The following is a 24,727-nucleotide window of genomic DNA, read 5'->3' on the forward strand; positions in this document are numbered from 1 at the left end:
GAGATAGCCTGTACCTCAGATATTCGAACCGAAAGGAGAATGATTGGTGAAACATCGATACGGCATTTCTGCCTTCATCGTATGTATTATATTATTTATCCAACTGCCATCGACATATGCCTATGGAGAGTCTTCACCGCAGGATACGCATGAAATATTGCAAAAAAGTTTATCCATCGTCGAAATCGATCATGAAATCGAGCGAATTGGAGAAAGGCAAAAACAACTGGATGAACAGCGCCAAGCGTTGTCCTTACAGCTTCAGGAACAGGAAGGACAGATACATACTCAGCAAGATCGGGCAGGTGCTGTTGTAAGGTCCTACTATACGGGAGAGCGAGACAGTCTCTTGATGACAGTACTCGGGGCAAGATCTTTCAAAGATCTGTTTATTCTATTCGACTACTATCAGATCATCATTGGAAGGGATCAGGCTGTACTGGACAAGTACCAGGATCGTTATCGCAGCTTGCAGCAAACGTCCTTACAGATTAGTCAGACCCATGCAGAGTTGACTCAACTAAAAATCAATCTTCAGCATCAACGGGAACGTGTACTTGCATTGCAGAAAGAGGTAGACGGAAAAGTAGCCGCCAGCGGAGATGCTGCGGCCATGCAAAAATTGATGGATGAGCTGACCATCTATTGGGAGAACATCGGCATATACGAGGTCAAGCGATACTTCAAAGCATTGGCAGCCGCCATGCAGAACCTGCCGCAGTTCATTCAGGAGCAGAACGGAGGAATCTCAACTACCGGAAAGACGTACACGATTCGAATTGGGCAAGATGAACTGAATACATTTCTGCGTTCCCAGAATCCCATCTTTGAAGACTTCGCCTTTGAGTTTGAAAAGGATCGAATTACCGCCTCGGGACAGCGTGATCAGTTGCAACTAAGTATTGAAGGTCATTATACGGTAGAGAATGAACCGCAAAACTCCATTCGTTTTCATGTAGACAAACTTGTATTTAATCAGTTGGAACTACCCGATACTACTCGTCGTATGCTGGAGCAGGAGTTCGATCTCGGATTTTACCCACAGAAGATACTATCTTTTGTTAAAGCCACAGAGGTATCCACGAGTGAAGGTATACTTGAAGTGAAGCTTGCCATTTCATTTTGACGAGATCTGTAAGGCAATAATGCTTTTTACGTATTGATTAGCTGTAATCTCTCCCGCGAGAAGCTGCTGGATCTTCTTTTGAAAGGCAGAAGCGAGTATACCGCTTTCCGTCATTACAGCCTGTGACGGTTCAGTTGAAAACCAGGATTTTACATCAGTCGTATGGTATTTCGTTATTAGTTTCTGTGACTCAAGATCTAGTTCCCGCTGCTTTGCTGGTAAGTATTTAGCTTGTTGGTACCACTTCAATTGCACTGAGGAGGAAGTCATCCCTTCAACCCAGCGGCTGGCCTCTTCCGCCTCAAGTGAGCCAGCTGCGATAACAAGACTTCTTGATCTTAGTGGTTCCAACCCACGGAGGGCAATCCCTTTTGTTGAATCCTGTTCGCCTGCCCCAGGTTGATTTTCACTCAACAAACGAGACAATAATGTGACTACCATAGGGGCCCCCGTTTGCTCATCAGAAGCAGAGATCGTTGGATTTACGGATTCGACTGTAATATGGGACTGGATCTGATCCAGCAGCTGTATGATTGGTTGGTACGCCTCTGTTTGCGAAGAAGTTTGCGCTTTCTTAATTTTGTCGGGGGCCATGCCTGGCTCAAACTGATTCAACCACGCACTTACCGCGTGAAGGTCATTTAAGTTTATTCTTATTAAATCCGTTCCATCTTGCGCTGCCTGTTGTACAAGTTTGATCCACTGGTCCTTATTTTCGGGTAAACCTGTCAAACCGGCTTCATCCAGGAACGGAGAGCGAGCTGCGAGTACGTAGGCGTCAAAGTCAAACGGCATCCCCCATTGGTAACCATTCCACTCTGTCCATTCTCTCAAACCAACCACAGTTTCGCCCAAAGACTTGGACAGCGTTGTACCGTTTAACGGATACAGATGTCCTTTTTTAGCATGATATTGAACTTCCGCACTATCCAGAAGAATAATATCACCGCTCTCCCCTACCAAAAATTGATTATCAAGCACTCTTTTATATGTATCTGGCTCCAAATTTTGAAGACTGATTTCCACATGTTGAGAAGCTGCTACTTCATTAGCCATTTTTTTAAACGACTGAAATTCTGTCTCTGACATAGAGACCACAATCTTTAGCGGGGCATGTTGATCCTCGCTACGCGATGATGTGTTTGGAAACACATCTTTTTCCTGGTCTTTTTCCTGATTAAGCTGTGAACCTCTAAAGTCAAAACTGGGAGACAGAATCGTTAACGAAAGCAGCAGTACTGCGAACAAAATAACCTGATGCCCACGCTTCATTAACTTCTCCTCCTTACTCCCTAATTTTTTCCTGCAACACTCATTGTAACAAATAAGTAGTGCTCTTGTCCTATCCTGCCAAAAAGAAGTTTTCCGATATTTTGCATACTTCGAGCATATCGAGTTCTGTGCAATAACTGATTTTTATTTTTTCAGCAAAAAAAACCGGCTTCAAGAGCCGGTTTAATCAAAACATTTTCCGGGAAATAAACTCCCCGTTACCTCACAATAAATCCGCTGCAAGTTGAGCCAGTTTGGAGCGCTCTCCTTTTTCCAGCATAATGTGGCCGCTGATTCCCTCCTGCTTGAATCGCTCCACAATATACGTCAGACCATTACTTGCTGAATCGAGGTAAGGATGGTCAATTTGCTCAGGGTCGCCCATCAGAATAATTTTACTGCCTTCACCGACCCTAGATACAATGGTCTTTACTTCATGGCGAGACAGGTTTTGGGCTTCATCGATAATGATGAACTGTCCTGGAATAGACCGTCCACGAATATAGGTCAAGGCTTCAACCTGAATACTGCCAAGTCCCATCAAAATTTTATCAATGTCGCCTGCTTTTTTGGTATCAAACAAAAATTCCAGATTATCATAAATTGGCTGCATCCACGGTCGGAGTTTTTCTTCCTTCTCCCCAGGAAGATAACCGATATCTTTTCCCATCGGGACGACAGGGCGGGCAATCAATAATTTTTTGTACTTATGATCATCCTCCACCTTGAGCAAACCTGCAGCAAGCGCCAGCAGGGTTTTCCCTGTTCCCGCCTTTCCTGTAATCGTGACAAGGGGAATATCATCATTCAGCAGCAGCTCCAGGGCCATTCGTTGTTGCGCGTTACGTGCACCTATGCCCCACACATTATCATTGCTCAGGAAAAGCGGCTCCAGCTTCGTTCCCTCTGTATTTACTTTGAGCAAGGCCGATTTATTGGTTCCCATCTCATCCTTGAGAATGACAAATTCATTCGGATATAGCGAATAAGATAGCTGTAACGGTTTGATTGGCAGAAAACGATATGTGTAAAACTCATCAATCACCGAAGGGTGGACTTTCAGGGCCGTATAGCCCGGGTACAACTCACTCAGCCCTGCGGTCCGATCTGATAAGTAATCCTGCGTAAACAGCCCAAGTACATCCGCTTTGATACGAACAAGTACATCCTTGCTAACCAGAACCACCTGACGTTCGATAACCTCTTTTTCATTTTCCTCAATTTGATAATTTAAGGCAACAGCCAAAATCCGATTATCATTGGACACCTCGCCAAACATTTCCTGAACTTTCACAAAGCTGCGATGATTCAGTTCCACTTTCAGATTACCTCCGTTGGCCAGAGGCACACCACTGTGCAGATGTCCTAATTCACGTAATCCATCAAGAAGCCTTGATACATTACGGGCATTGCGGCCAATTTCATCGGCATTTCTTTTTTTGGAGTCGATCTCCTCCAGTACAACCGCGGGAATGATTACCTCATGTTCCTCAAAGGCAAATATGGCATTGGGGTCATGCAGAAGCACGTTGGTATCCAATACAAAAATCTTTTTCATTCAATCCCCTCCAAAGCGGCGTCGTTAAAGGCATGGGCTAGAACGTGAACTTGGGAATGCCAGATTATACAATTGTATTACCATGCATGGGCAGTCCTTTTTTCTTTCCCAAGTTCGTTTTTGATCGTGTGATCTTTCAGCAGCTGCATGGACAATCATGCTCCCATACATAAATGTATTCGACTAGGACAAAATAATTGTCAACGATTCTGAAAAACTCCAAGAAAGGATGAACATTTATGAAAATATGGGTATGCACACTGCTGATGATCTTTATACTTACAGGCTGCAACACCACTCGCAACGCTTCGCCCAATCAGGGAACACATGCGAAAGGCTATGGAGGAAATGTTACAACTCAGCAAGACCAACGGGAAGGCTCTCATATGCTCAATGAACGGGAAGACCGGTTGCACCCTTCTGCAGTGGATCACCTGACCGAAAATACGGGTGAGGTTCATGAGAAAAACGTAATGGATAACACCAAGGCTGATCGGATGCCAAATGAAAAAAGGGTCACCCACCTTAAAACACTTGCCAAGCAAGTGGAAGGTGTCAAAGATGCCAACTGCGTTATCCTTGGCAATACGGCCGTCGTTGGCATTGATGTAGATGGTGAACTGGAACGTGCACGAGTCGGTACGATCAAATATGCTGTAGCCGAAGCCCTTCGTAAAGATCCGGAAGGTGTGGATTCCATCGTAACCGCAGATGCGGATGTTACTGAACGTATTAAGGAAATTGGTAAACATATTCGTCAAGGACACCCGATATCCGGCTTTGCCTCAGAGCTCGCCGACATGGTGGGGCGAATCATCCCTCAACTCCCGAAAGATGTCAAAGTCCGCCAAAATCCAGATGAACGTGTAGGACATGAACAACAAATGCAGCAGCTGCATTCATCTGACAAAAGACAACAAAAAGCCCAGTGATCTCTCACTAGGCTTTTTTCATGGCAGTAAACACCTGCTCATCTAATTTCTCAGCAGCACGCTGATCATATATTTTGACATATTGCGGCACAGAGGACAATTGGGCTCCATAAAAAAGGGCATTCCTTACCGCTTCAATGGAAATGTCGAAGCAGCACATGTTAAAGGGAACATCCTGTAACGGATTTTGTCGTACCGAAGCACGTCCGTTTACAGCATACACCATTTCTTCTCCAAATATAGTGACGGTAATGGCCGGATTCTCGATCATATTGTTCACGAGACGTGACCGATGATCAATCGCCACACGAAGGGTAGAGGCATTCTCCGCATAAATCCAAGAGATTGCAGTTGATGTCGGACCTCCAGATTCAATGTCCACGGTGCTCAGGAGCACAAATGTTTCGTTCTTGAATTGCTGTAGAAGAGATTCAGTCAATTGTGTGACGGCTTCGGACATCCAACCAGCCCCCTAATCTTCTTTATGCAATTCTTGATTCGTTATTGATGTTATTATAGCATATCACCAATCTTGCTTCCAATCCCAAAAGAAGAATGGGTGTTACTCGGCTGATGGAGAAGTTGTTACTTTACCTGAAAGGGTATCCTGCAATGCCTGCTTGGCGTTAGCCAATTCCGTTTCGTTGATATACACATATGGACTTCTCCACTCTCCGGTTACTGGTGTGTAATGTACATCCGATTTGGAAATATTCCAGTAGGTAGCAATAAAGTTCTTCATCTGCTCCGATTCCACGTCTGTTGTCATATTTTTATCAACAGCACCAATCACTTTACCAATCTTCGTTACGCCACCAAGTGATTTTAACTGGTCCAGCATGGAATTCAGCACTTGGTTCTGACGTTTATTTCGGTCAAAGTCATTGGACTCTGCCGTTTTCGGTTTACAGTTCGATTTGCGATATCGAACAAAATCAAGTGCTTCTTTGCCATCCAGATGCTGTGCTCCAGCTACCAGATTAATATCCGTGCCATCAGCCGTATCTCGGTAGCACATGTTTTTGTCCACAGTCACATCTACGCCACCCACAGCATTGACTGCATCGCGGAATGCCTGAAAATTCAGAACGGTCGTATAATGGATATTCACATCCAGATACTTGCCCATCATTTCTTTCATCTGATCCTCTGCATTTTTGCCAGATGTTTTTTCTTGCGCTTTGAATTTAGGATAATAAGAGTTCAATTTATTCGCCTTATACCCATCCAGCTGAATACGTGTATCCCGAGGTAAAGATACAATGGTTGCGGTCTTGGTCTCCGGATTCAGAGCAGCTACCATGACCACGTCGGAGAGATGCGTACCTGTCTCAGGCCGATTATCCGTACCTAACAGCAACATCGTAATGGGCTTGGTTTTGGCTGACATTCCTGGCGGTACCGGCTTATCAATACCTGTATCGGTTACCTGATTGTATACCCAATAGGTATATCCCCCGCCTACCACAATAGCAATGACCAATAAACTTAAAACTAATTTCCCAAAGGTTCGCATCCGTTTTTTCTTCTTTGGTTGCTTGCCCTTGCCGTTCTTCGATCCAGAAGCACCGGATGGAGTTGGTGCCTGTCTCCGTGGAGGCAGACCGTTCGAATTTGAGTTCATATCTTCAACACCTTTATCACATCTGTTTTTGCCTATATATAAGACATCCGCTTTCCCTAAGGAAAACGGATGGTATATGCAAGGCAGAGTTTATGAGTTTCGAGCGGCAGCTTCCGCCTTTTTCTTTTGACGACCTTCAATGAAATAGCGCACTCGCACTAACAGCATCAAACCGACTGCCACCAGCAAACATTGAATGATAGGCAGTTTGTCGATCTGAAAAATAAGAAGCATGAATGTGCCCATCGCCATCAATACATAGAGAACGATTTCCTTACCAAGCGGCAATTTCTGACGTACCCGAAACACCTTGTTATATACGTAAGTAATCAAAACAAAGATGACGATGTAGGCGACGATCGGGTTTGATGCGAACCATGCTTGCATGCACAGCCAGCTCCTTTCGTGTTCATGCTAGATATAAGTCAATTGTTGATGATACCCTTTCGATAACTCAAGGGAAGTACATGCGTGGTGACCGTTTCGGTTTCGGATCGTTCTTTCGATCTATATCTGTTGAGATAAACCATTTTACACTGGACCACTCCGTGGACAGAATCATCTTACAATCGCTGTTATCCCCAGATTTTTTGATTCCCTTTTTGAAAGGGAAAATCCGGGGATAAAGGCGACCGCTTCGCTTCTACAGATTGCTTCTGCCCTCTCCGTTATCGTGTAAATTTGAAATTCAACTTCAATCAATTCTTCAGAATCGATTCCGATCCCTTCACTACTTTCGCTGTACAAACCTTTCGTTACTTTCCGTGTTCCATCAAACATTAACTTATATCATTTATTTTAGTTGTAGTTAGGCGTTATTTTGAAGCCATTTTACGTTGTTTTTCTGCACGTTCACGCTCGGATTTATTCAGGATCTTCTTACGAAGACGAATAGATTTCGGTGTAATCTCACAATATTCATCGTCATTCAGATATTCAAGCGCCTGTTCCAACGAGAAGATAATCGGAGTTTTAATTTTAACCGTATCATCTTTACCTGAAGAACGAACGTTAGTCAGTTGTTTTTCTTTGCAGATGTTAACAACGATATCATTGTCACGTGTATGTTCACCAACAATCATACCTTCGTAGATTTCAGTACCTGGCTCCAAGAAGAGAGTACCGCGATCCTCAACGCCCATCATTCCATAGAACGTAGACGTACCAGTTTCAGTTGAGATCAGTACACCTTGGTGACGTCCACCCACTTGACCGGACACTACCGGAGCGTAGCTGTCAAATGCATGGTTCATAACACCGTAACCACGAGTCAATGTCAGGAAGTTTGTGCTGTATCCGATCAAACCACGTGCCGGAATCAGGAACTCCAGACGAACTTGACCACTACCTGTGTTGACCATGTTAACCATCTCTGCTTTACGTGCGCCCAGGCTCTCCATTACGGAACCCATGCTCTCTTCAGGGATATCAATCAACAAGCGCTCAAGTGGTTCCATTTTCTTACCTTCAACTTCTTTAACGATAACTTCTGGTTTGGATACTTGAAGCTCATATCCTTCACGACGCATATTTTCAATCAGGATACCCAAGTGAAGCTCACCACGTCCAGAAACGACAAATGCATCCGGGCTTTCCGTTTCGTCAACACGAAGAGAAACGTCTGTTTCCAACTCTTTGAACAAACGTTCACGAAGTTTACGGGAAGTTACCCATTTACCTTCACGACCTGCAAATGGACTGTTGTTCACGAGGAACGTCATTTGCAATGTTGGCTCATCAATTTTCAGAACTGGCAAAGCTTCAGGTTGGTTAGGATCAGCGATGGTTTCACCAATGTTGATGTCCTTGATCCCTGCAATTGCAACGATATCGCCTGCTCCTGCTTCTTCTGTCTCAACACGTTTGAGACCTTGGAAACCAAACAGTTTCTCGATACGAGCGGTTTTGCTTTTGCCATCTCGCATAATAACCGTAACGGATTGTCCTTGACGGATTACACCGCGGTTTACACGACCGATAGCAATACGGCCAAGGTATTCATTGTAGTCCATCAAAGTAACGAGGAATTGAAGCGGCTCTTCAACATTCTCTGTTGGGTGAGGGATATGACTAACGATCGTATCGTAGATCGCCATCATGTTGTCATCCTGTTTAGCAGGATCGTTGTCCATGCTGGATGTTCCGTTCAATGCGGAAGCATATACAACAGGGAATTCAAGTTGTTGATCGTTGGCACCCAGTTCAATGAACAGGTCCAATACTTCATCAATGACCTCAGTAGGACGAGCTGCTGGACGGTCAATTTTGTTTACAATAACGATAGGTGTCAGGTTGTGCTCCAGTGCTTTACGCAATACGAATTTCGTTTGCGGCATGCAGCCCTCGTAAGCATCAACAACGAGCAATACGCCGTCAACCATTTTCATGATACGTTCCACTTCACCGCCGAAGTCGGCGTGTCCTGGTGTATCCACAATATTGATCAAGTAATCTTTATAGGTAATAGCTGTGTTTTTGGCCAGAATCGTAATACCGCGTTCACGCTCCAAATCGTTGGAGTCCATTGCGCGCTCCTGTACCGTTTCGTGATCACGGAAAGTACCGGATTGCTGGAGCAACTTGTCGACGAGTGTTGTTTTCCCGTGGTCGACGTGGGCAATAATCGCAATATTGCGAATGTGTTCTCTTGAATGCATGGTTTGTATCCATATCCTTTCCAATTTCAATTCTTATCTACTAAACTTCCCGCAATTTCGCAGGTTACTCACCCAAAATAAGCGTCGGTGATATCCCGACGCATGTCTATATCCCTTATATTATAGTTGATCATAGGTAAAAATCAAGATATTTCGCTTGAAAGACCATTGGGAATGTTACCAGCCTCTCCCTCGACGTCCTCGACCAAGCAACAACCACAGCCCGCCTACAATCAAAAGTACTGCCAATACGTAGATAATCCCCGTGTGAAGCAGTGTAACTCCGAATAAAATAATTGAAATGATACCTACGCCCACTGCTGCCGGAAGCACCCATGCAGGTCTTCGGTGATCGACCATCGCATATTCAAGCAAACCAATCGCAATCCCAAGCAATAACGCAGGCCATAGGTTGCTCATTAATCCGCCGCCCCATGTATTCGTGATCCCGAACAACAAACCATAGACCGTTAATGTGCCTGCTGGAACGAGTGACCATGATGGCGTAAGCCTCGCATAGTATAATGCATGAAGAGCAATACCAGGCAACAAGATGAGCAAAGGCCAGAAGTGCCGTCCAATGAAGCCAAACACACCCAGCTTGCCGAGTAAAATAATTAAACCCGCAACTACAATAAAAATTCCGATTGCTTTTTCATTTCTCATCCTCATCTACAATCACCTCTTATAACATTTGGCTATGTACCCCGAAAGTTAAACGACAAGCATTCCATGATGACTGACTGTTTCCAGCCTGTTTCTAGTGTAGCCGATGTGTATACAAAAAACTACACTTTATGTCGCACTTCGCCTCGTTCCATTATCCTTTATTACCCTAAAATGCCATTGCTATGACTTCTTCAAGTTAGCTCTCTTCTTCACAACTGCACCAATAAATGAATACAGCAAAAAACCGCCCTTATACGGGCAGTTTGCCGGCAAAACTTACATTTCACCTGCTTACATTTAACCTACACATTTCGACGAACAAACTTGTGCGCCCCCCCAACCGCGATCACAAGACAGGCCATAGCGGCAGGCAAGAAGGTGTGTGCCTCAGCTGCCATGCCGCCAAGCCATTGTCCCAGCTTCGGATCATTCATCACCATCTCACCTGCTGTGAAGGCCAGAATACCTGAACCAGCAAACACGAGAATCGGGAATCGCTTCAACAAACCGACAATTAACCCGCTGCCCCACACCACAATCGGAATACTTATCGCAATACCGATTACCGTCAATGCGAGGTCACCATCCGCCAAAGCAGCAATCGCAAGAACGTTATCCAGACTCATGACAAAGTCAGCAATCAAAATCGTCTGGATCGCTTTCCAGGTCGTAGAAGCTTCCCGAATATGTACTTCATCTTCATTTTGAAGCAGAAGCTTAACGGCAATCCAGAGTAGCAGCAGCCCGCCTGCCGCCTGAATAAAAGGAATACCCAACAACAAAACGGCTGCAAAGGTTAATACACAACGCAAGACAACCGCGCCAAATGCCCCCCACCACACCGCCTTCTTGCGCTGTCGTGCTGGTAAATCCTTGCTTGCCAGTGCGATGACAACCGCATTATCTCCACTCAGAACCAGATTAATCATTAAGATTTCGGTCAACAGCCATAGCGTATCCATGCTTCTCATCCCCCCACTCTAACTTGTATGTCAGAGTTGTCCATGCTATTCTTAAACGTTGAACAAGCTTTCTAAGGTTTGGATAAATAGAAGGAGTGACATCGAATGGAGCTGTTTAGCCCCGCTTTTTGGCTGGCGTTGTTGAACGTTGTATTTATTGATCTAATTCTGGCTGGCGATAATGCCATCGTGATTGGTCTCGCAGCTCGAAATTTGCACCCATCTGTGCAGAAAAGGGCAATTCTCTATGGAACAGGCGGCGCACTATTGATACGTATTGTGGCCACCGTAATTGTGTTATGGCTGCTGAAAGTGCCTTGGTTGCTCCTTGTAGGGGGATTACTTCTGATCTGGATCGCCTACAAGTTATTGGCAGATCAAGGGGAGGAACATTCCGACATCAAGGCAGGCAGTTCTCTCTGGGTAGCCGTGCGGACAATCGTGATCGCAGATGCAGCTATGGGTCTGGATAATGTGATTGCCGTTGCCGGTGCTGCACAGCAGCATTTGGTACTTGTCATACTTGGACTCCTGATCAGTGTTCCTATTATCGTTTGGGGCAGCACGTTGTTTATCAAATTAATCAACCGTTTCCCTTGGATCATTTACCTTGGAGCCATCGTTCTGGGTTATACGGCTTCCAACATGATTACAGAGGAACACCGTCTCGTGCCTTTCTTTACCGAACATCCGGCATTGCGGATCTTATTTATTGTTCTGGTTACGGCTGGTGTTGTGTTTGCCGGATATCGCAAACGCGCTAGCAGCAATAAGCCAGGCGGGGAGCGGCAGCACTCCTATTCATAACATTTAAGAATCTGCCACTTTAAACCGTAGGACATATATAAAAGGACTGACCGATAGAATTCGGCCAGTCCTTTTTCGATGAGATAACATAGTCCTTATTATGTCATTCGATTCTGAAGATGAATGATCAGAACCAATCTTCCTTCATTTCGTTATCCTGATCTTGTTGATTGGTCAGCATAGGTGTTTCACCTGCATGCAAAGTCAACGTTTCGGTTTGCTCCACCGCCTGGTCTACCCATTCAGCAAGTTGGCTCATGGTCGCTTCGATTTTATCCACAATGCGCAGATTTGGATTCGTTGTCGGGGATTTCGGTACGAATAGCGTGCAGCAATCCTCATATGGCAGAATCGATATATCATACGTTCCGATCTGTTTGGATAACGTTATAATCTCCTGTTTGTCCATCATGACAAGCGGTCGCAGCAGCGGCAGATCCGTTGCACGTCCAATGACATTCATGCTCGGCAGCGTTTGGCTCGCTACCTGACCCAGGCTATCCCCCGTAATCAGCGCAAGCGCGCGTTCACGTTCAGCCAACTTGGTAGCGATCCGTAACATCGAGCGCCGCATCAATGTAATGATCAGGTTATCCTGTCCCAGTTGGGTAAATGCAGTTTGAATTTCAGTAAACGGAACCAGATGCAGCTTGATTGTGCCTGCATGATCAGCAAGTGCTCGCGCCAGATCAATGACCTTTTCTTTGGCACGCTGGCTTGTGAATGGGTAGCTGTAGAAATGTACACATTCCACTTCAAGTCCTCTACGCATCGAAGACCATGCAGCTACCGGGCTGTCAATGCCTCCTGATAATAAGAGCATCGCTTTGCCATTTGTACCCAGGGGGAATCCACCTACGGCCGGAATGACTTCACTGAAGATATACGTGCCCTGATCCCTGATTTCCACACGCAGCTCAATGTCAGGTTGACGCACATCTACGCTTAACTGCTGGAATTTCCGAAGGATCGGAGAACCCACCAGATGATTCATTTCATGCGAAGAATTAGGAAACTCTTTCCACACACGACGGGCATTCACCTTGAATGTGGTACCTTCTTTGAATTCAGACTCTCTCTCATCCATAAAAGCAACAGCCGTCTCCACGATATCCTCCGGCTTCGATGGCGTAACTTTAACCGGACTGATCGACATCACTCCGAACACTCGTTTAAGTACAGCAAGCAGTTCCGTATGAGATTCACCGCCCAGATCCACATACAACCGTCCAAATTCCTTCCGCAGACTTGCGCCTGGATAAGGTTTAAGCAGAGAACGTACGTGGGTAATGATTGTTTTTTCGAACCGGGCACGATTTTTTCCTTTTAACATAAACTCTCCGAAACGGAGTAGCAGCATATCATATTTCATCTAAAATCACATCCGCCTTTCCATCGGGCGCAGCTGCGCCACCATCTGATGTAACGCCTGCTCCAGCAGAGTCACATCTTCTTCTGTATGTTCATCTCCAAGACTAATACGCAGTCCGCCAGCCGCACAAACATTATCCCTGCCCATGGCAAGCAATACCCTGCTGGGTTCAGCTGATCGCGAAGAGCAGGCGGATTGTGTAGACACGGTTACTCCAAGTTGCTCCAGGGTATGCAGCGCCACTTCTGCCTTCATTCCCGGGTAGGAAAAATGAACAATGTGCGGCGCACCCTCTTTACGACTATTTAGCACAAATCCGGGAATTGCATCTATGATCTCCATAATACGATCTCGCAAAATGGTTGTACGGGACGCAAAGTCAGCCTGACGTTCCGCTGCGAGACGCATCGCCTTTGCCATACCGACAAGCAAAGGTACATTTTCGGTGCCCGCTCTCCGTCCCTGCTCCTGTGAGCCTCCTGACAGCAGAGGTGTAAGTTCCACCCCGCTTCGTACATATAGGAGACCCGCCCCTTTGGGACCACGAATCTTATGAGCAGACAAACTATATAGATCTGCACCCCACACCGCAGGTTTAGCCTCAATCTTCCCAAACCCCTGTACACCATCCACATGGAAAAGCACCCTTGGTGCTTCCTTCTTGAGGCGTTCACCAATGTCCGCAATAGGATGGATCGCTCCAGTTTCATTGTTCACATGCATCAGACTTACAAGCACTGTGTCGGGTCTTATAGCATCCATGACCTGTTGGGCGCTCACCAGGCCGTCGGAATCCACGGACAACCAGGTGACATCCCACCCCCATTGCTGCAATTGCACAAAACTTTCATACACCGAAGCATGTTCTGTTGCAGTGGTAATCATGTGTTTGCCCCGAGACTGATAGCGTAATGCAGCCCCTTTAATAGCAAGGTTGTTGCTCTCGGTTGCGCCTGAGGTAAATACGATTTCTTCGGGTTTCACTCCAATGGCTGCAGCGCAACCGGTTCGTGCTCGGCGCAATAATTGATGGGCACGTTCACCATAACCATGAATTGATGAAGGGTTCCCATATTGTGCCTCCATAATCTCGGCCATTGTACGAACGACATCTGGATAAGGAGGCGTCGTTGCTGCATAATCAAAATATTTCAAATGAGGTTCCCCTCCTAGTCTTCATTGTGGAATCTACTGTGAGCATTGTAACATGATCTCCGTTCAACACAAAAAGACCAAACAGGAACGGAGCTCATAGGAGCTCTGCTGTTCCCGCGTTTGATCTCTACCTGGATTACGGTTGTTTTCCCAAACCTGTTTAAATCATATATTTCGACTGTGCTTTCTCCACTTTGGAGATATAAGCTTGTGTTTCGGAAGGCAGACGGTTGAGTACACTCATCAGTTCAGCGTCACTGGATACACCGAGCCTCGACACCCGTCCTGGCCCGGCATTGTATGCAGCAAGTGCCATCTTCACCTCGCCACCAAAACGCTGGAGCTGAAGAGAAAGATATTTGGTTCCGCCATCAATATTTTGAGCAGGATCATAAGCATTGCTTACTCCCAAACCTGCAGCCGTCCCATCCATTAGCTGCATCAATCCTTTGGCGCCTGCGGAAGATACTACATTTGGATCGAAACCGGATTCCGTGTCAATGACAGCTTTAATCAAAGACTCAGGCACTCCGTATTTCGCGCTTGCTGAAGCAATCAATGATTCAAAATCCGTAGGTACAGATGCTCCAGAATCCACTAAAGCTGTAGTCAACAGGGAAGATAAGGAGCCCACATCACCCTTTGGAGCAGAAACAGAATCTGCATCCGGATTATACATGCTACCAAGTTGCAGCCATAAAAGACCGTCACTGGAACGTTTGGAGACCTCAGCAGAGTCAACTGTTTCTCCTTCAGTAGTATTCAAAGAATTTGGATTTGTGCCAAGAAGCCCATCCATGACACTGGCAAAATCCACTGTTGAACCAGAAGCTGCATTCGATGCATTCGTTTCGTTGAGACTATTGGTCAATTGCAGTTCCAGCAACTGCCGCGACCCGCGCGGATCAATCTGCATGAGTTATATCCACTCCCGTATATTGTAAACGTATATGATGACTTTATTCTACATCGTTTTACATGAAGGTTCCATTGTTTTCAAAAAATAATTCTTATTTGCATACGATTGCATATGTACGAAAAAACCTTCTTCAATCACCCATTAACTCCGGGGAAAGTAGAAGGCTTAGAAGAGTCAATCATCATCTGTTCAGTATGTCTGGTACGTGCAATTCTTTAGTTAGTCTTTACTTTATTAACGTGCAAACGGAATCATGAAAAAGTAGCTGAGTGTCGCCACTGCGCCAAGTCCGATAGACCATGCACCCGCTGTTTTCCGGCCATTCACATAGGCATAATAACCAAGCACCGCCGCAGCAGGACCAAGGACAATAGACCACATGAATAAGGACGCTATGCCAAACGCCAGCCCTATATATCCCGAGATTCGACCCGTAGATTTCATTACACCGTCATCTTCACGCTTCACCGGTGTATGATCTGTTCTTTCTGTCGATTCTGTGCGAATGGAACCTGTTGGTGGCGCTACCTCAGCACCATATTCTTCCCTGTGACTTCGTCTTGGATAATCTATACGCTTACGCTGCTCTTCTTCATACGAAGTCGTTTTTTGACGTTGCAACGGGTGATCCTCTTTATGGTCATTATTCAATGCAAAGCACCTCCATATGAATGGGAATGACTGCTCATTTGGGTCTGAATGTGTGACAACATGTCGCAGAAGAAGTACGCGCATGATCATGATGATCGGAATCAAAGGTCTCTCCGGCAAATTCCTCATGTAAACGGCGAGTGGCATGTTGGTCGATGTCAATCATAATGGCATCGGCCTGGCAGAAATTGTTTTCTCCCCAAAAGTGACAGTTCGAAACACTGCATTTTACAATTGGCTTCTCATGGCTCATTTTTTTTTATCACCTCGACACCTATTGTCCCCGCTGTTCAAACCCACTATTCCCTGCCGAAATACCAGATGATGACATCCCTTTTGAGTAATTCAGGATAAAAAAGCAGCAAAAAAAACCGCCCACAAGGGCGGCTTTGTCCAATTCGCAAATAAGTTGAAAATGTTAATTAAGCGTGATTGCGTTGATTTTGCATCCGACGCTGCGTTAGGTAGTCACTTTCATAAAAGGCCAGATCATCGCGCAGTTCTTCATAGGTTTTCGACACCTCAAGAATAACATCCCGTACTGCACGGATGGGCTTATCACGGAAACGGATTGCATCCTGACCCGTGTAAGCGTATCTGCCATCTTCCGAATAACATTCATTTTTAGGATAGAAAAAGCTGTTTACGCATTGGTGATACGTGTTATAGAGAGCCTTTTCGGCAAAATCAACATCAAAATTGGCACGACGCAGCACAACGCCAAGTTTTTCGTAAGAAACTTCAGAAAAAACGAGCAAATGACGGAGATCCGAAAGAAATCCTTTGTAGAAGGTTGTTGATTCCTCTGTCTGATTCTGATCCAGTTCAGGCAAGGCATTTTCATTCAAAAATTGTTCGATCCGATCGATAGCCGGTTTTAACTTTTCCCTAGTTGACTCACATGTTTTCTGTACATTGGCTGCTGACATAAAGGTAGCTCCCCCTTAAATAAGTCCTTACATATAGATCGGCCACAGGGATGTTCGCCCTTGACCTTGAATTCTCAGGTACTATCCTACCATAAAAAGATGACGAGCGGTATCCCTTAATCAGGCTTTCCCTTTCTGCTGCTGAACATGCTCGCAAACGCATCCAACCTCATGTTCAGTTGCATAAAAATATGCGCTTTTCCTAACGATAGATATAACCAGTGACAATGATGAATTCAGAACACGGTTAAGAATGATTGTCAAACTAATTGAGGAGGTTCCATCCCTTATGTCCAGACCGAAATGGGTTAACTGGGCCATAGCCGCTGGGGCGGGCGCACTTGCCCTGACGCTGCTGCTTCCCACGTCCAATCGCCCTGTTCCAGTCCCAAGTGCCATGCCCGATTCTCCACACAAAGAGCATGCAAGCAAGCAACGCCTCAAAGTCCAGGATGTAAAAGCAACCGATATGCTTACACGTATGGATGCCAAACAGCATCTCAGCAGCATGCTTGAGAAAACCTCCAATATGACTGATTCGCAAATCAAGCGCTACATCACCGAATTACAACAAACACATGACCATATTTGCTCCATCGATATGATGAGTACCGATGGAGCAAACCGACGGCACTTTGACAAAAAATCATCAAAAGGAAGCAAGCTGGAACAGCAAAAACTTGAACATTCTCTTACCCTTGCGAAGAAAGCCGTCAGCAAGCGTCAAAGCTTCGAGTCCTCTTCCTTCCCTCTGGGTAAAGAAAAGTATTTTGTGATGGGACAGCCCTCCAAGGATGGGAAACGAGCGGTCATCGCACTATTTAGCCAGAATGTGCTGAATGCCGTAGAGCAGCATCAACGCAAGAATCTGCGCATGATTCCCTATCCGCGTGAAGGTAAATTCAAAATTGAGTCGGTGCACCCGGATACCCTCAAAGAAATCACAGTGAAAACAGGTCATGATAACGCGAATGCCAGTCACTTTTACGAAAATGAGATTGTGATCCGTTTCCGGCAGAACCCGGGTGAGCGGGACTTGCGCATCATTAAATCTGATCTGCGTACCCAATCCGCACGCAAGCTGGGATATACGTATGTTTTCCGGTCTGAAACCATGAATTATGAGCAATTGCATGCTTATTTCGAACGTAAATGGAATCCGTTATATATGGAACCCCACTACATGTATTTAACCAATGAGACCACAACTGAACAAACAGATGTAACCGTGCCCAATGATATTTTATTCTCTGACTATCAGTGGAATCTGCCCGCCATTGAGACCAACCGCGGTTGGAATATTACAAAGGGCAACAAGGACGTTATCGTTGCGGTGGTAGACACCGGTGTTGATCTGACCCACCCTGACCTGAAAGGCAAACTGCTGGACGGTTATAATGTCGTTGATCCGGCAAGCAAACCGCTTGACGATGTTGGCCATGGTACACATGTCGCAGGTATTATCGGGGCTGTTGTGAATAACAATGAAGGTGTTGCAGGCATGAGCTGGTACAACAAGGTACTTCCTGTTAAGGTACTGGACAATTCAGGTTCAGGTACAACCTATGCTGTTGCAGAAGGCATCATCTGGGCTGCAGATCATGGAGCAAAAGTCATTAATATGAGTCTCGGCAATTATGCCGACGCCCAATTTCTTCATGATGCAATCAAATACGCGTTTGACCGCGATATCGTATTAATTGCTGCGACTGGTAACGACAACACGGAGCGACCGGGATACCCTGCAGCTTATCCTGAAGTGTTCGCAGTATCTGCTACGGATCCGGATATGAATAAAGCTTCCTATTCCAACTATGGAGATTACGTAGACGTGACGGCACCAGGTTCCAGTATTGCAAGTACGTATCCGAAAAACCAGTATGCGGCCTTGTCCGGAACGTCGATGGCAAGCCCCCATGTAGCTGCACTTGCAGGTTTGATCCGCTCCTTAAATCCGGATTTGACCAACACGGAGGTTATGGATTTGATGCGTCAAAGCGTTATAGACCTCGGCGATCCTGGCCATGACAAATATTATGGATATGGGCAGATCGACGTGTTTAAGGCTTTGGAGGCGGCTTCAGGCAGTAGCGCCCCACTTCAGTTCTGGCCACAGCATGTGAGACAGCAAATGGACAATACGATGAAAAAGTACACCAAATAATGACTGTAGCTCTTCATATAAAAAAACAAAAGCAGCTGCGCCCCGGGGCGTATGCTGCTCTTTGGTATATTTACCTATTCCCCCGGGGCACCCGCTGCACTAGCGCTTGCGAGAAGTTGTGCGGGATTTGCCTGATTTTTTCACGGATTTTTTCTTGGCGTTGTGGCTTGAAATATAACAAGGATCTTCTTCTTTGACCACTACAGGGTACATATGATGATGAATTGGCACACAGTGATGTTTTTTGATGACTTCGATCGGGTGGATTACAGGTACGATTTGTGGAATGTAGTAATCTTCAACAACCTGGATCGGGTCACAAACTATCGGGCAAAGCGGTGGACAGAAATGGTTCATTTCAAACCAACTCCCTTTCAAGTGATACTATAACGTATTGCACTTGGTCCATTGTGGATTGGATGTATGTCCATTTTTGAAAAATTAAATAAGCGGTAGCCTGTCCGCTGTTGCCCCACCTTTTTGGGGTGTAACCTTCTCAATGACCCTGCACAATACACGCAGCCCCTCACATAACAGCTCCTGATTCGTTACCGTAAAGCAAATTCGCAGACTCGCCGTATCCGTCTCCCCCACATAGCAGGCCGAACCCGGCAAAAATGAAACGCCTGCAGCAAGGGCTTGGCGGTGCAGCTCACGCATATCCAAACCATCAGGCAATTGCAGCCATAAGTTCAATCCTCCGTCAGGCAGCGTCCAGTACATCCCTGGAGGAGCATATTTCTCCAAGACGTCCGAGGCGGCACACAGACGGGAATATAATTCTTCCCTCAGACGAGCTGTATACGCACTGTAATGAACTTGAATATACGATTGCAATGCCTTCTGCGTGAGAAGCGGGCTCCCCAGGTCCGCTGTGGATTTGGCAGCGACAAGTCGGGTGAGCACACTTCCGTCTGCAACTGCACAGGCCACACGGCAGCCAGGAGACAGCACCTTGCTAAAACTTTTGATATATACCACATGACCTGTCCCATCCATGGATTTAATGGAAGCGGGCGGCGAATCATGGAAATACAGATCAGCGAACGGATCATCCTCCAGGATAAGACAGTGATAACTCTGAGCCAGATTCAGCAGTTGAGCACGACGCTGTGCAGTCATCGTAATGCCTGTAGGATTGTGAAATGTAGGAATGGTGTAAATCAATTTGGGTGGATATGTATCACATAACCGGGTTAACAGATCAATGCGCATCCCTTCATCATCCATCGGCACCGTTATGATCTTCGCTCCCCTGCTTGTAAACACATCAATGGCACCGGTGTAGCTTGGTGCTTCCATATACACAACGTCCCCAGGCCCGACGAATGTCCGTGCGACAAGATCAATCCCTTGCTGGGTCCCACTCGTGATCAGCATCCGTTCAGGTGTTACTCTGAGCCCTCTTTCTGCAAAATGCCCCGAAAACGTCTGCCGCAGCTCACGATCTCCCTGGAAAGAGCCGTAAGCCGCCATCCGTTGTGGATGATCCAAGGAGAGTCGGTAAGCACTGTCGATAATCTCCTGCGTTGGCAACAATTCAGGCTGAATGGCCGACATATGCAGCTCATATTGAACTTGAGGAGATGCGTCAAAATGTCGCCAAAGCTGTGCACGGGGCAAATAATCGACAAGGGCCATCTGCCAGTTCCAGGGTGTGCTTGATTCATTCCTCGGATGCGTCCGGTGAGTTCTCTCCATGTCTTCTGTTATCTCCAGATCCTGTCCCCCGCGTACATAGCATCCTTTTCCTTGAGAACAGGTGATCAGTTGAATGGCTTCCAGTTCAGCATATGCTTTGGACACGGTCACCAGGCTGACGCCCAGGTCTGCAGTCATTTTTCGAACAGAAGGAAGACGGGTTCCAGGCTCAATTAGCCCCGATCTTATCCGGTCCGCAAGGGTTAGGGCGATCTGGATATATAATTTGGTGCTGCTCCCCCGCTTCAGTTCAATATGCATACCTATGCCCCCCAACTGTTATGATCCGCATTTTACTGTTATAATGCATTTCGTCTATTATAGTTTATAACATCAGTATAACAGTGAATAACAGGAGATGAGAATAATATGAATATCCCTTGGTCCAAAATGGCACAAAACACCCCGTCCTCTGTCGTTCGCGACATGCTTCAGGCTGCACAGGCACCTGGAATGATATCGCTTGCCGGAGGTTTACCCGCCCAGACATCGTTCCCACTTGAGGCCATTCGTGAAGCATATGACAAAGTATTTATGGGCGGCGCAGCGGCTCTTCAATATGCAGAGACGGAAGGTTATCGACCATTGCGTGCCAAAATTGCCGAACGTCTTGAATCCAAGGGCATTCCCGCTTCACCTGATCATATGCTTCTGACTACCGGATCTCAGCAATCCATTGACCTGGTATGCAGAATTTTGCTCGATGCGGGCGACAGCGTATTGGTGGAATCACCAACCTATCTGGCAGCCCTTCAAGTGATTCACTCCTATCAGGCAGAAGCGCATGGAGTCGCCTGTGATGATGAAGGCATGTTGCCTGCATCGCTGGAAGAACAGCTTCAGCAGCATCGTCCAAAACTCGTTTACATCAATCCTACGTTCTCCAACCCATCGGGCAAAGTATGGAGTCGTGCCAGACGTCAGCAAGCGGTGGACTTGTGTCGTAAATATGGAGTATTGATTTTGGAAGACGACCCTTATGGGGAAATTCGCTTTAATCCGGAACAGCTGGACGCTCCTGCACTGGCGCAACTGGATGCAGAATCCTATGAGGGTCCATCCAATGTCATTTACACCAGCACGTTCTCCAAAACCGTAGCCCCTGGCCTCCGCACGGGCTGGATTCTGGCCGCACCCGATATAGTCAAAATTGCTGCCCGTGCCAAACAGGGCGCAGATCTGCATTCCAGCAGCATCGACCAAAGAGCACTTCATGCACTGCTGGAATCGTTTGACCTGGACGGGCATATTCGCCATATCTCACAGGATTATGAACAGCGGATGAAGAAATTGACCGCGCTCATGGCAGCAAAATCCTGGGAAGGTATCTCCTGGAACTCTCCGCAAGGCGGAATGTTCCTGTGGCTGCAGCTGCCTGAGAGTATGCTGGCAAGCAATCTGTTTACCTATGGAATTCAGGAGAAAGTGTGCATTGTACCAGGTGATTCCTTCTATGCAGGTACACCGGAGCTGAACCGTATGCGGATCAACTTTACCCATACCGATCCAGACCTGCTGCCTGAGGCAGTCGAGCGTATGGATCGCGCCATTCAACGGTGGCATGCATCATTACAGTCGGACAGTGTAGTAACACTGTAATAAACTGTCATCAACTGTATCATTAGGAACCATTTCCCATTCACATGGTAGAACAAAAATAAGGCGGCAGACCGAGAAAACTCAGAGTCTGCCGCCTTATTATATAACCTGATTGAACAGGTATCTTTTGTCATTATGATGCGATGGCGTCCTTCTGATCAATCAGGATCAGATACAATCATTCTGGTTCCCCTCGACTGATAGTGGACTACAGTATTGCTGTTGTGTTGTTGTAGTTAGGAAAGCTTACCGTAAGCCGGGTTCTGTGCTCTTCGTGGTTCAGACGGGAACTACCCTCCCACCACAAGCGACAATCATCTATCTAGGCCATACATTGCTGTACAGCTCAAGCGACCAACCTAGACACACCTCGGGCTAAGGCTGCCATCTCCGAAGAGTCGACTGTGTCCCATTAGGTCTTGCTCCAGATGGGGTTTACCAGGAACGAAGTCACCAGCGTTCCTCGGGGTCTCTTACACCTCGGTTCCATCCTTGCCTGTGCCGGAAAAATCCGGCCATCGGCGGTCCATTTCTGTGGCACTATCCTTCAACTCGCGCTGACTGGACGTTATCCAGCATCCTGCCCTGTGGAGCCCGGACTTTCCTCTCGTGGCAACGAAGGCCACCAGCGATTGTCTGTCAAGCTTTCCGAACAACATTACATAGTATACAGGCATTTGAGTTTACAAACAAGCTTAATTATTTACAGGCAGCAACGAATTCACATGTTTTTCTAGATAAACTGAAATACTTCCGTGTTTACCTCAGATGCTGTTACTTGTGTGTCATAACGTTTTTCTTCCAAACGGAAACGCAGCCAGTCCGCAGTTTTCGGTTTCATGATCTTCTCGGCATTATGACCGACATCAATAATACACATGCCTGCCATCAGTGCATCGTGAGCCGTATGATAATCCATATCCCCGGTTACGATGACATCAGCACCTTTGAAGCGTGCGGGAAGGGTATAACGGCTGCCTGAGCCGCCAAGCACGGCTGCTTTTTTGATTTGCCGATTGAGATCGCCTACTACCCGAACGTATGGCACATCCAATTGGGCCTTCACGACCTCCACCAGCTCACCGAGTGTCTTGGGTTGTTTGAGCGGTCCCAAGCGCCCCAGACCCAACGTACGGCCTTTTAAATCCATTGCATACAGGTCATAGGCTACTTCCTCATATGGATGAGCCTTAAGCATTGCTTGAACAACTTTGCTGCGCAGGCTTTGCGGTACAATGGTCTCGATTCGCATTTCCTCTACCCGCTCCATCTGTCCCTCTGTTCCGATGAAAGGCTGTGTCCCCTCTCCCGGTACAAAAGTACCTGTGCCTTCTGTATTGAAGCTGCACTTGTTGTACTGACCAATACTGCCAGCACCTGCTTCAAGGATCGCCTGAAGTACCTGCTCATGGTGTGTGCGGGGTACGAATACAGCCAATTTGAACAAATGATCTGTATGTACGTCCTCAAGTGATTCCTTGCTTTCAATTCCAATAGCCTCGGCCATCCAATCATTCATTCCGCCTTCAGCCACATCCAGATTGGTATGACTAATGTACACCGCAATATCATGCTTAATCAGCTTTTCGTACAGTTTCCCCATGGGCGTGTCGGTATTCAATGATTTGACCGGACGGAAAATGATGGCATGGTGCGCAATAATCAGATTGGCTCCAATCCGAATGGCCTCGTCTACAACTTCGTTCGTAACATCAAGCGCGATAAGAACATGCGTAATTTCCTTTTGCAGACTACCAAGTTGAAGACCAATCCGATCATCCGGCACAGCCAGATGTTTGGGAGCAAGCTGCTCCATGAATTGAATTACCGTTTGACCTTTGGCAAACATGAGAGTACCTCCTTCAAGTTCACAATTAGACGCTCCACCTCAGCCGCCTTGTCCCGCGAAGACTCCTGATCGGATTTGGAGATCGACTGTACAACACTTTGCAGCTTGACAATTTCGCTCTCCCATTTGGCAAAAAACACATCTGTTGGACGGTCTGTTAAATAAGGACCCATGCGCAGCAGCAAATCTGAAGTCAACTCCACTCCGCCTTCAAGCGGACGTGCCCGATACACTTCCTCGTTGGCGATCGGACTGAGGGCTTGGGGCATTGCTGTAATAATCTCGTACACTTTGCCATCTTCTTCAAGCAGCTGCTCTGCAACTACAACCCATTGATGCTCCAACAACCATCGTCTGAGGATGTCCTCACCCACATTAGGTTGCAAAATAAGCAGTTTGACCTCATCCAGTTTGGAAAGGCCACGATCCAGAATGGAGGCAATGAGCGCCCCTCCCATACCCGCAATCGTGATAACATCCACTTCTCCTGCAGAGATGACATCCAAACCATCTCCACGTCGTACTGTAATTCGCTCTTTTAGGCCTGCATCGCTAACTTGCTTACGTGCAGCTTCATAAGGCCCCGGGTTAACTTCTCCCGCTACTGCACCTGCTGCTTTCCCACTGCGAACTGCCGCTACCGGAAGCAAAGCATGGTCTGAACCAATGTCAGCCAAGCGGCTGCCTTCGGGAATTTGATCATGTATTTGTTGTAATCGATTCGAAAGTTTCATGAAGCACCTACACCATTCATTTAATTTATTGATTTGCATTGAACAAC

The 24,727-nt window shown here is 46.5% G+C and carries 23 protein-coding genes and 1 other RNA gene; 5 read left to right on the plus strand and 19 right to left on the minus strand.

Features of this window, described 5'->3' with window-relative positions; translation table 11 throughout:
- Nucleotides 1–46 precede the first annotated feature (46 nt).
- Nucleotides 47–1,126, plus strand: a complete 1,080-nt coding sequence (locus PPA03S_RS23615) for a coiled-coil domain-containing protein (RefSeq protein WP_062326435.1) — start codon at nucleotides 47–49, stop codon at nucleotides 1,124–1,126.
- On the opposite strand, the gene PPA03S_RS23620 is transcribed toward PPA03S_RS23615, so the two are convergent.
- Nucleotides 1,118–2,398 carry a type 2 periplasmic-binding domain-containing protein gene (locus PPA03S_RS23620; RefSeq protein ID WP_062326437.1) on the minus strand — a complete coding sequence of 427 codons (1,281 nt, stop codon included), beginning with the start codon at nucleotides 2,396–2,398 and terminating at the stop codon, nucleotides 1,118–1,120. The two genes, PPA03S_RS23615 and PPA03S_RS23620, sit on opposite strands and share 9 nt — an antisense overlap.
- Before the next feature lie 223 nt (nucleotides 2,399–2,621).
- Nucleotides 2,622–3,956: a PhoH family protein gene (locus PPA03S_RS23625; protein WP_062326439.1), complete on the minus strand. Its 1,335-nt coding sequence runs from the start codon at nucleotides 3,954–3,956 to the stop codon at nucleotides 2,622–2,624.
- 239 nt (nucleotides 3,957–4,195) lie between these two features.
- On the opposite strand from PPA03S_RS23625, the gene PPA03S_RS23630 reads away from it, so the two are divergent.
- Nucleotides 4,196–4,888: a YhcN/YlaJ family sporulation lipoprotein gene (locus PPA03S_RS23630; protein ID WP_062326441.1), complete on the plus strand. Its 693-nt coding sequence runs from the start codon at nucleotides 4,196–4,198 to the stop codon at nucleotides 4,886–4,888.
- A 7-nt stretch (nucleotides 4,889–4,895) separates the two neighbouring features.
- Here PPA03S_RS23630 and PPA03S_RS23635 read toward each other — a convergent pair whose 3' ends face one another.
- The 6 genes from PPA03S_RS23635 to PPA03S_RS23665 form a co-directional block, all read right to left on the minus strand.
- A complete protein-coding gene (locus PPA03S_RS23635; RefSeq protein ID WP_062326444.1) occupies nucleotides 4,896–5,348 on the minus strand; it encodes a pyridoxamine 5'-phosphate oxidase family protein in 453 nt (150 codons plus the stop codon).
- 102 nt (nucleotides 5,349–5,450) lie between these two features.
- A complete protein-coding gene (locus PPA03S_RS23640) occupies nucleotides 5,451–6,512 on the minus strand; it encodes an LCP family protein (RefSeq protein WP_062326446.1) in 1,062 nt (353 codons plus the stop codon).
- A gap of 90 nt (nucleotides 6,513–6,602) precedes the next feature.
- The gene (locus tag PPA03S_RS23645; protein ID WP_062326448.1) at nucleotides 6,603–6,899 is read right to left on the minus strand and encodes a YlaH-like family protein; all 297 of its coding nucleotides are present in this window, start codon (nucleotides 6,897–6,899) and stop codon (nucleotides 6,603–6,605) included.
- 428 nt (nucleotides 6,900–7,327) lie between these two features.
- Nucleotides 7,328–9,169 (minus strand): translational GTPase TypA, encoded by a 1,842-nt coding sequence (gene typA / locus PPA03S_RS23655; RefSeq protein WP_062326452.1) that lies wholly within the window; start codon nucleotides 9,167–9,169, stop codon nucleotides 7,328–7,330.
- A gap of 177 nt (nucleotides 9,170–9,346) precedes the next feature.
- On the minus strand, nucleotides 9,347–9,841 hold the full coding sequence (locus tag PPA03S_RS23660; RefSeq protein ID WP_062326454.1) for a hypothetical protein: 495 nt from the start codon (nucleotides 9,839–9,841) through the stop codon (nucleotides 9,347–9,349).
- A gap of 299 nt (nucleotides 9,842–10,140) precedes the next feature.
- On the minus strand, nucleotides 10,141–10,800 hold the full coding sequence (locus tag PPA03S_RS23665; protein WP_062326456.1) for a TerC family protein: 660 nt from the start codon (nucleotides 10,798–10,800) through the stop codon (nucleotides 10,141–10,143).
- Between the two features lie 105 nt (nucleotides 10,801–10,905).
- Between PPA03S_RS23665 and PPA03S_RS23670 the strand changes: the two genes are divergently transcribed.
- On the plus strand, nucleotides 10,906–11,607 hold the full coding sequence (locus PPA03S_RS23670; RefSeq protein ID WP_062326458.1) for a TerC family protein: 702 nt from the start codon (nucleotides 10,906–10,908) through the stop codon (nucleotides 11,605–11,607).
- A 127-nt stretch (nucleotides 11,608–11,734) separates the two neighbouring features.
- Here PPA03S_RS23670 and thiI read toward each other — a convergent pair whose 3' ends face one another.
- The 6 genes from thiI to PPA03S_RS23695 form a co-directional block, all read right to left on the minus strand.
- Entirely contained in the window at nucleotides 11,735–12,979 is a 1,245-nt protein-coding gene (gene thiI / locus PPA03S_RS23675) for a tRNA uracil 4-sulfurtransferase ThiI (protein ID WP_062326460.1), read from the minus strand.
- A gap of 6 nt (nucleotides 12,980–12,985) precedes the next feature.
- Nucleotides 12,986–14,134 carry a cysteine desulfurase family protein gene (locus tag PPA03S_RS23680; protein ID WP_062326461.1) on the minus strand — a complete coding sequence of 383 codons (1,149 nt, stop codon included), beginning with the start codon at nucleotides 14,132–14,134 and terminating at the stop codon, nucleotides 12,986–12,988.
- Between the two features lie 160 nt (nucleotides 14,135–14,294).
- A complete protein-coding gene (locus PPA03S_RS23685; RefSeq protein ID WP_062326463.1) occupies nucleotides 14,295–15,050 on the minus strand; it encodes a lytic transglycosylase domain-containing protein in 756 nt (251 codons plus the stop codon).
- Between the two features lie 237 nt (nucleotides 15,051–15,287).
- Nucleotides 15,288–15,704: a hypothetical protein gene (locus PPA03S_RS23690; protein ID WP_411835248.1), complete on the minus strand. Its 417-nt coding sequence runs from the start codon at nucleotides 15,702–15,704 to the stop codon at nucleotides 15,288–15,290.
- Between the two features lie 34 nt (nucleotides 15,705–15,738).
- Entirely contained in the window at nucleotides 15,739–15,957 is a 219-nt protein-coding gene (locus PPA03S_RS32495; protein WP_082704288.1) for a DUF1540 domain-containing protein, read from the minus strand.
- Nucleotides 15,958–16,126: 169 nt separating this feature from the next.
- On the minus strand, nucleotides 16,127–16,633 hold the full coding sequence (locus PPA03S_RS23695; protein WP_062326464.1) for a YpuI family protein: 507 nt from the start codon (nucleotides 16,631–16,633) through the stop codon (nucleotides 16,127–16,129).
- 289 nt (nucleotides 16,634–16,922) lie between these two features.
- Between PPA03S_RS23695 and PPA03S_RS23700 the strand changes: the two genes are divergently transcribed.
- Nucleotides 16,923–18,797: a S8 family peptidase gene (locus PPA03S_RS23700; protein ID WP_062326466.1), complete on the plus strand. Its 1,875-nt coding sequence runs from the start codon at nucleotides 16,923–16,925 to the stop codon at nucleotides 18,795–18,797.
- 99 nt (nucleotides 18,798–18,896) lie between these two features.
- On the opposite strand, the gene PPA03S_RS32500 is transcribed toward PPA03S_RS23700, so the two are convergent.
- Together PPA03S_RS32500 and pdxR are read right to left on the minus strand one after the other, a co-directional pair.
- Nucleotides 18,897–19,154 (minus strand): hypothetical protein, encoded by a 258-nt coding sequence (locus PPA03S_RS32500; protein WP_082704289.1) that lies wholly within the window; start codon nucleotides 19,152–19,154, stop codon nucleotides 18,897–18,899.
- A gap of 84 nt (nucleotides 19,155–19,238) precedes the next feature.
- The gene (gene pdxR / locus PPA03S_RS23705) at nucleotides 19,239–20,759 is read right to left on the minus strand and encodes a MocR-like pyridoxine biosynthesis transcription factor PdxR (protein ID WP_062326468.1); all 1,521 of its coding nucleotides are present in this window, start codon (nucleotides 20,757–20,759) and stop codon (nucleotides 19,239–19,241) included.
- A 108-nt stretch (nucleotides 20,760–20,867) separates the two neighbouring features.
- Here pdxR and PPA03S_RS23710 point away from each other — a divergent pair, with 108 nt between their 5' ends.
- The gene (locus PPA03S_RS23710) at nucleotides 20,868–22,097 is read left to right on the plus strand and encodes an aminotransferase-like domain-containing protein (RefSeq protein ID WP_062326470.1); all 1,230 of its coding nucleotides are present in this window, start codon (nucleotides 20,868–20,870) and stop codon (nucleotides 22,095–22,097) included.
- 237 nt (nucleotides 22,098–22,334) lie between these two features.
- On the opposite strand, the gene rnpB is transcribed toward PPA03S_RS23710, so the two are convergent.
- From rnpB to PPA03S_RS23725, 3 genes are all read right to left on the minus strand, one after another.
- An RNA gene (gene rnpB, locus PPA03S_RS23715) (RNase P RNA component class A) lies at nucleotides 22,335–22,745 on the minus strand.
- Between the two features lie 85 nt (nucleotides 22,746–22,830).
- A complete protein-coding gene (locus tag PPA03S_RS23720; RefSeq protein ID WP_062326472.1) occupies nucleotides 22,831–23,946 on the minus strand; it encodes a Nif3-like dinuclear metal center hexameric protein in 1,116 nt (371 codons plus the stop codon).
- Nucleotides 23,922–24,680, minus strand: a complete 759-nt coding sequence (locus PPA03S_RS23725; RefSeq protein WP_062326474.1) for a tRNA (adenine(22)-N(1))-methyltransferase — start codon at nucleotides 24,678–24,680, stop codon at nucleotides 23,922–23,924. The genes PPA03S_RS23720 and PPA03S_RS23725 overlap by 25 nt, the downstream gene beginning before the upstream one ends.
- Nucleotides 24,681–24,727 lie beyond the last annotated feature (47 nt).

This window comes from Paenibacillus pabuli NBRC 13638 (assembly GCF_001514495.1).
In the GTDB taxonomy this organism is placed as follows: Bacteria; Bacillota; Bacilli; order Paenibacillales; family Paenibacillaceae; genus Paenibacillus; species Paenibacillus pabuli.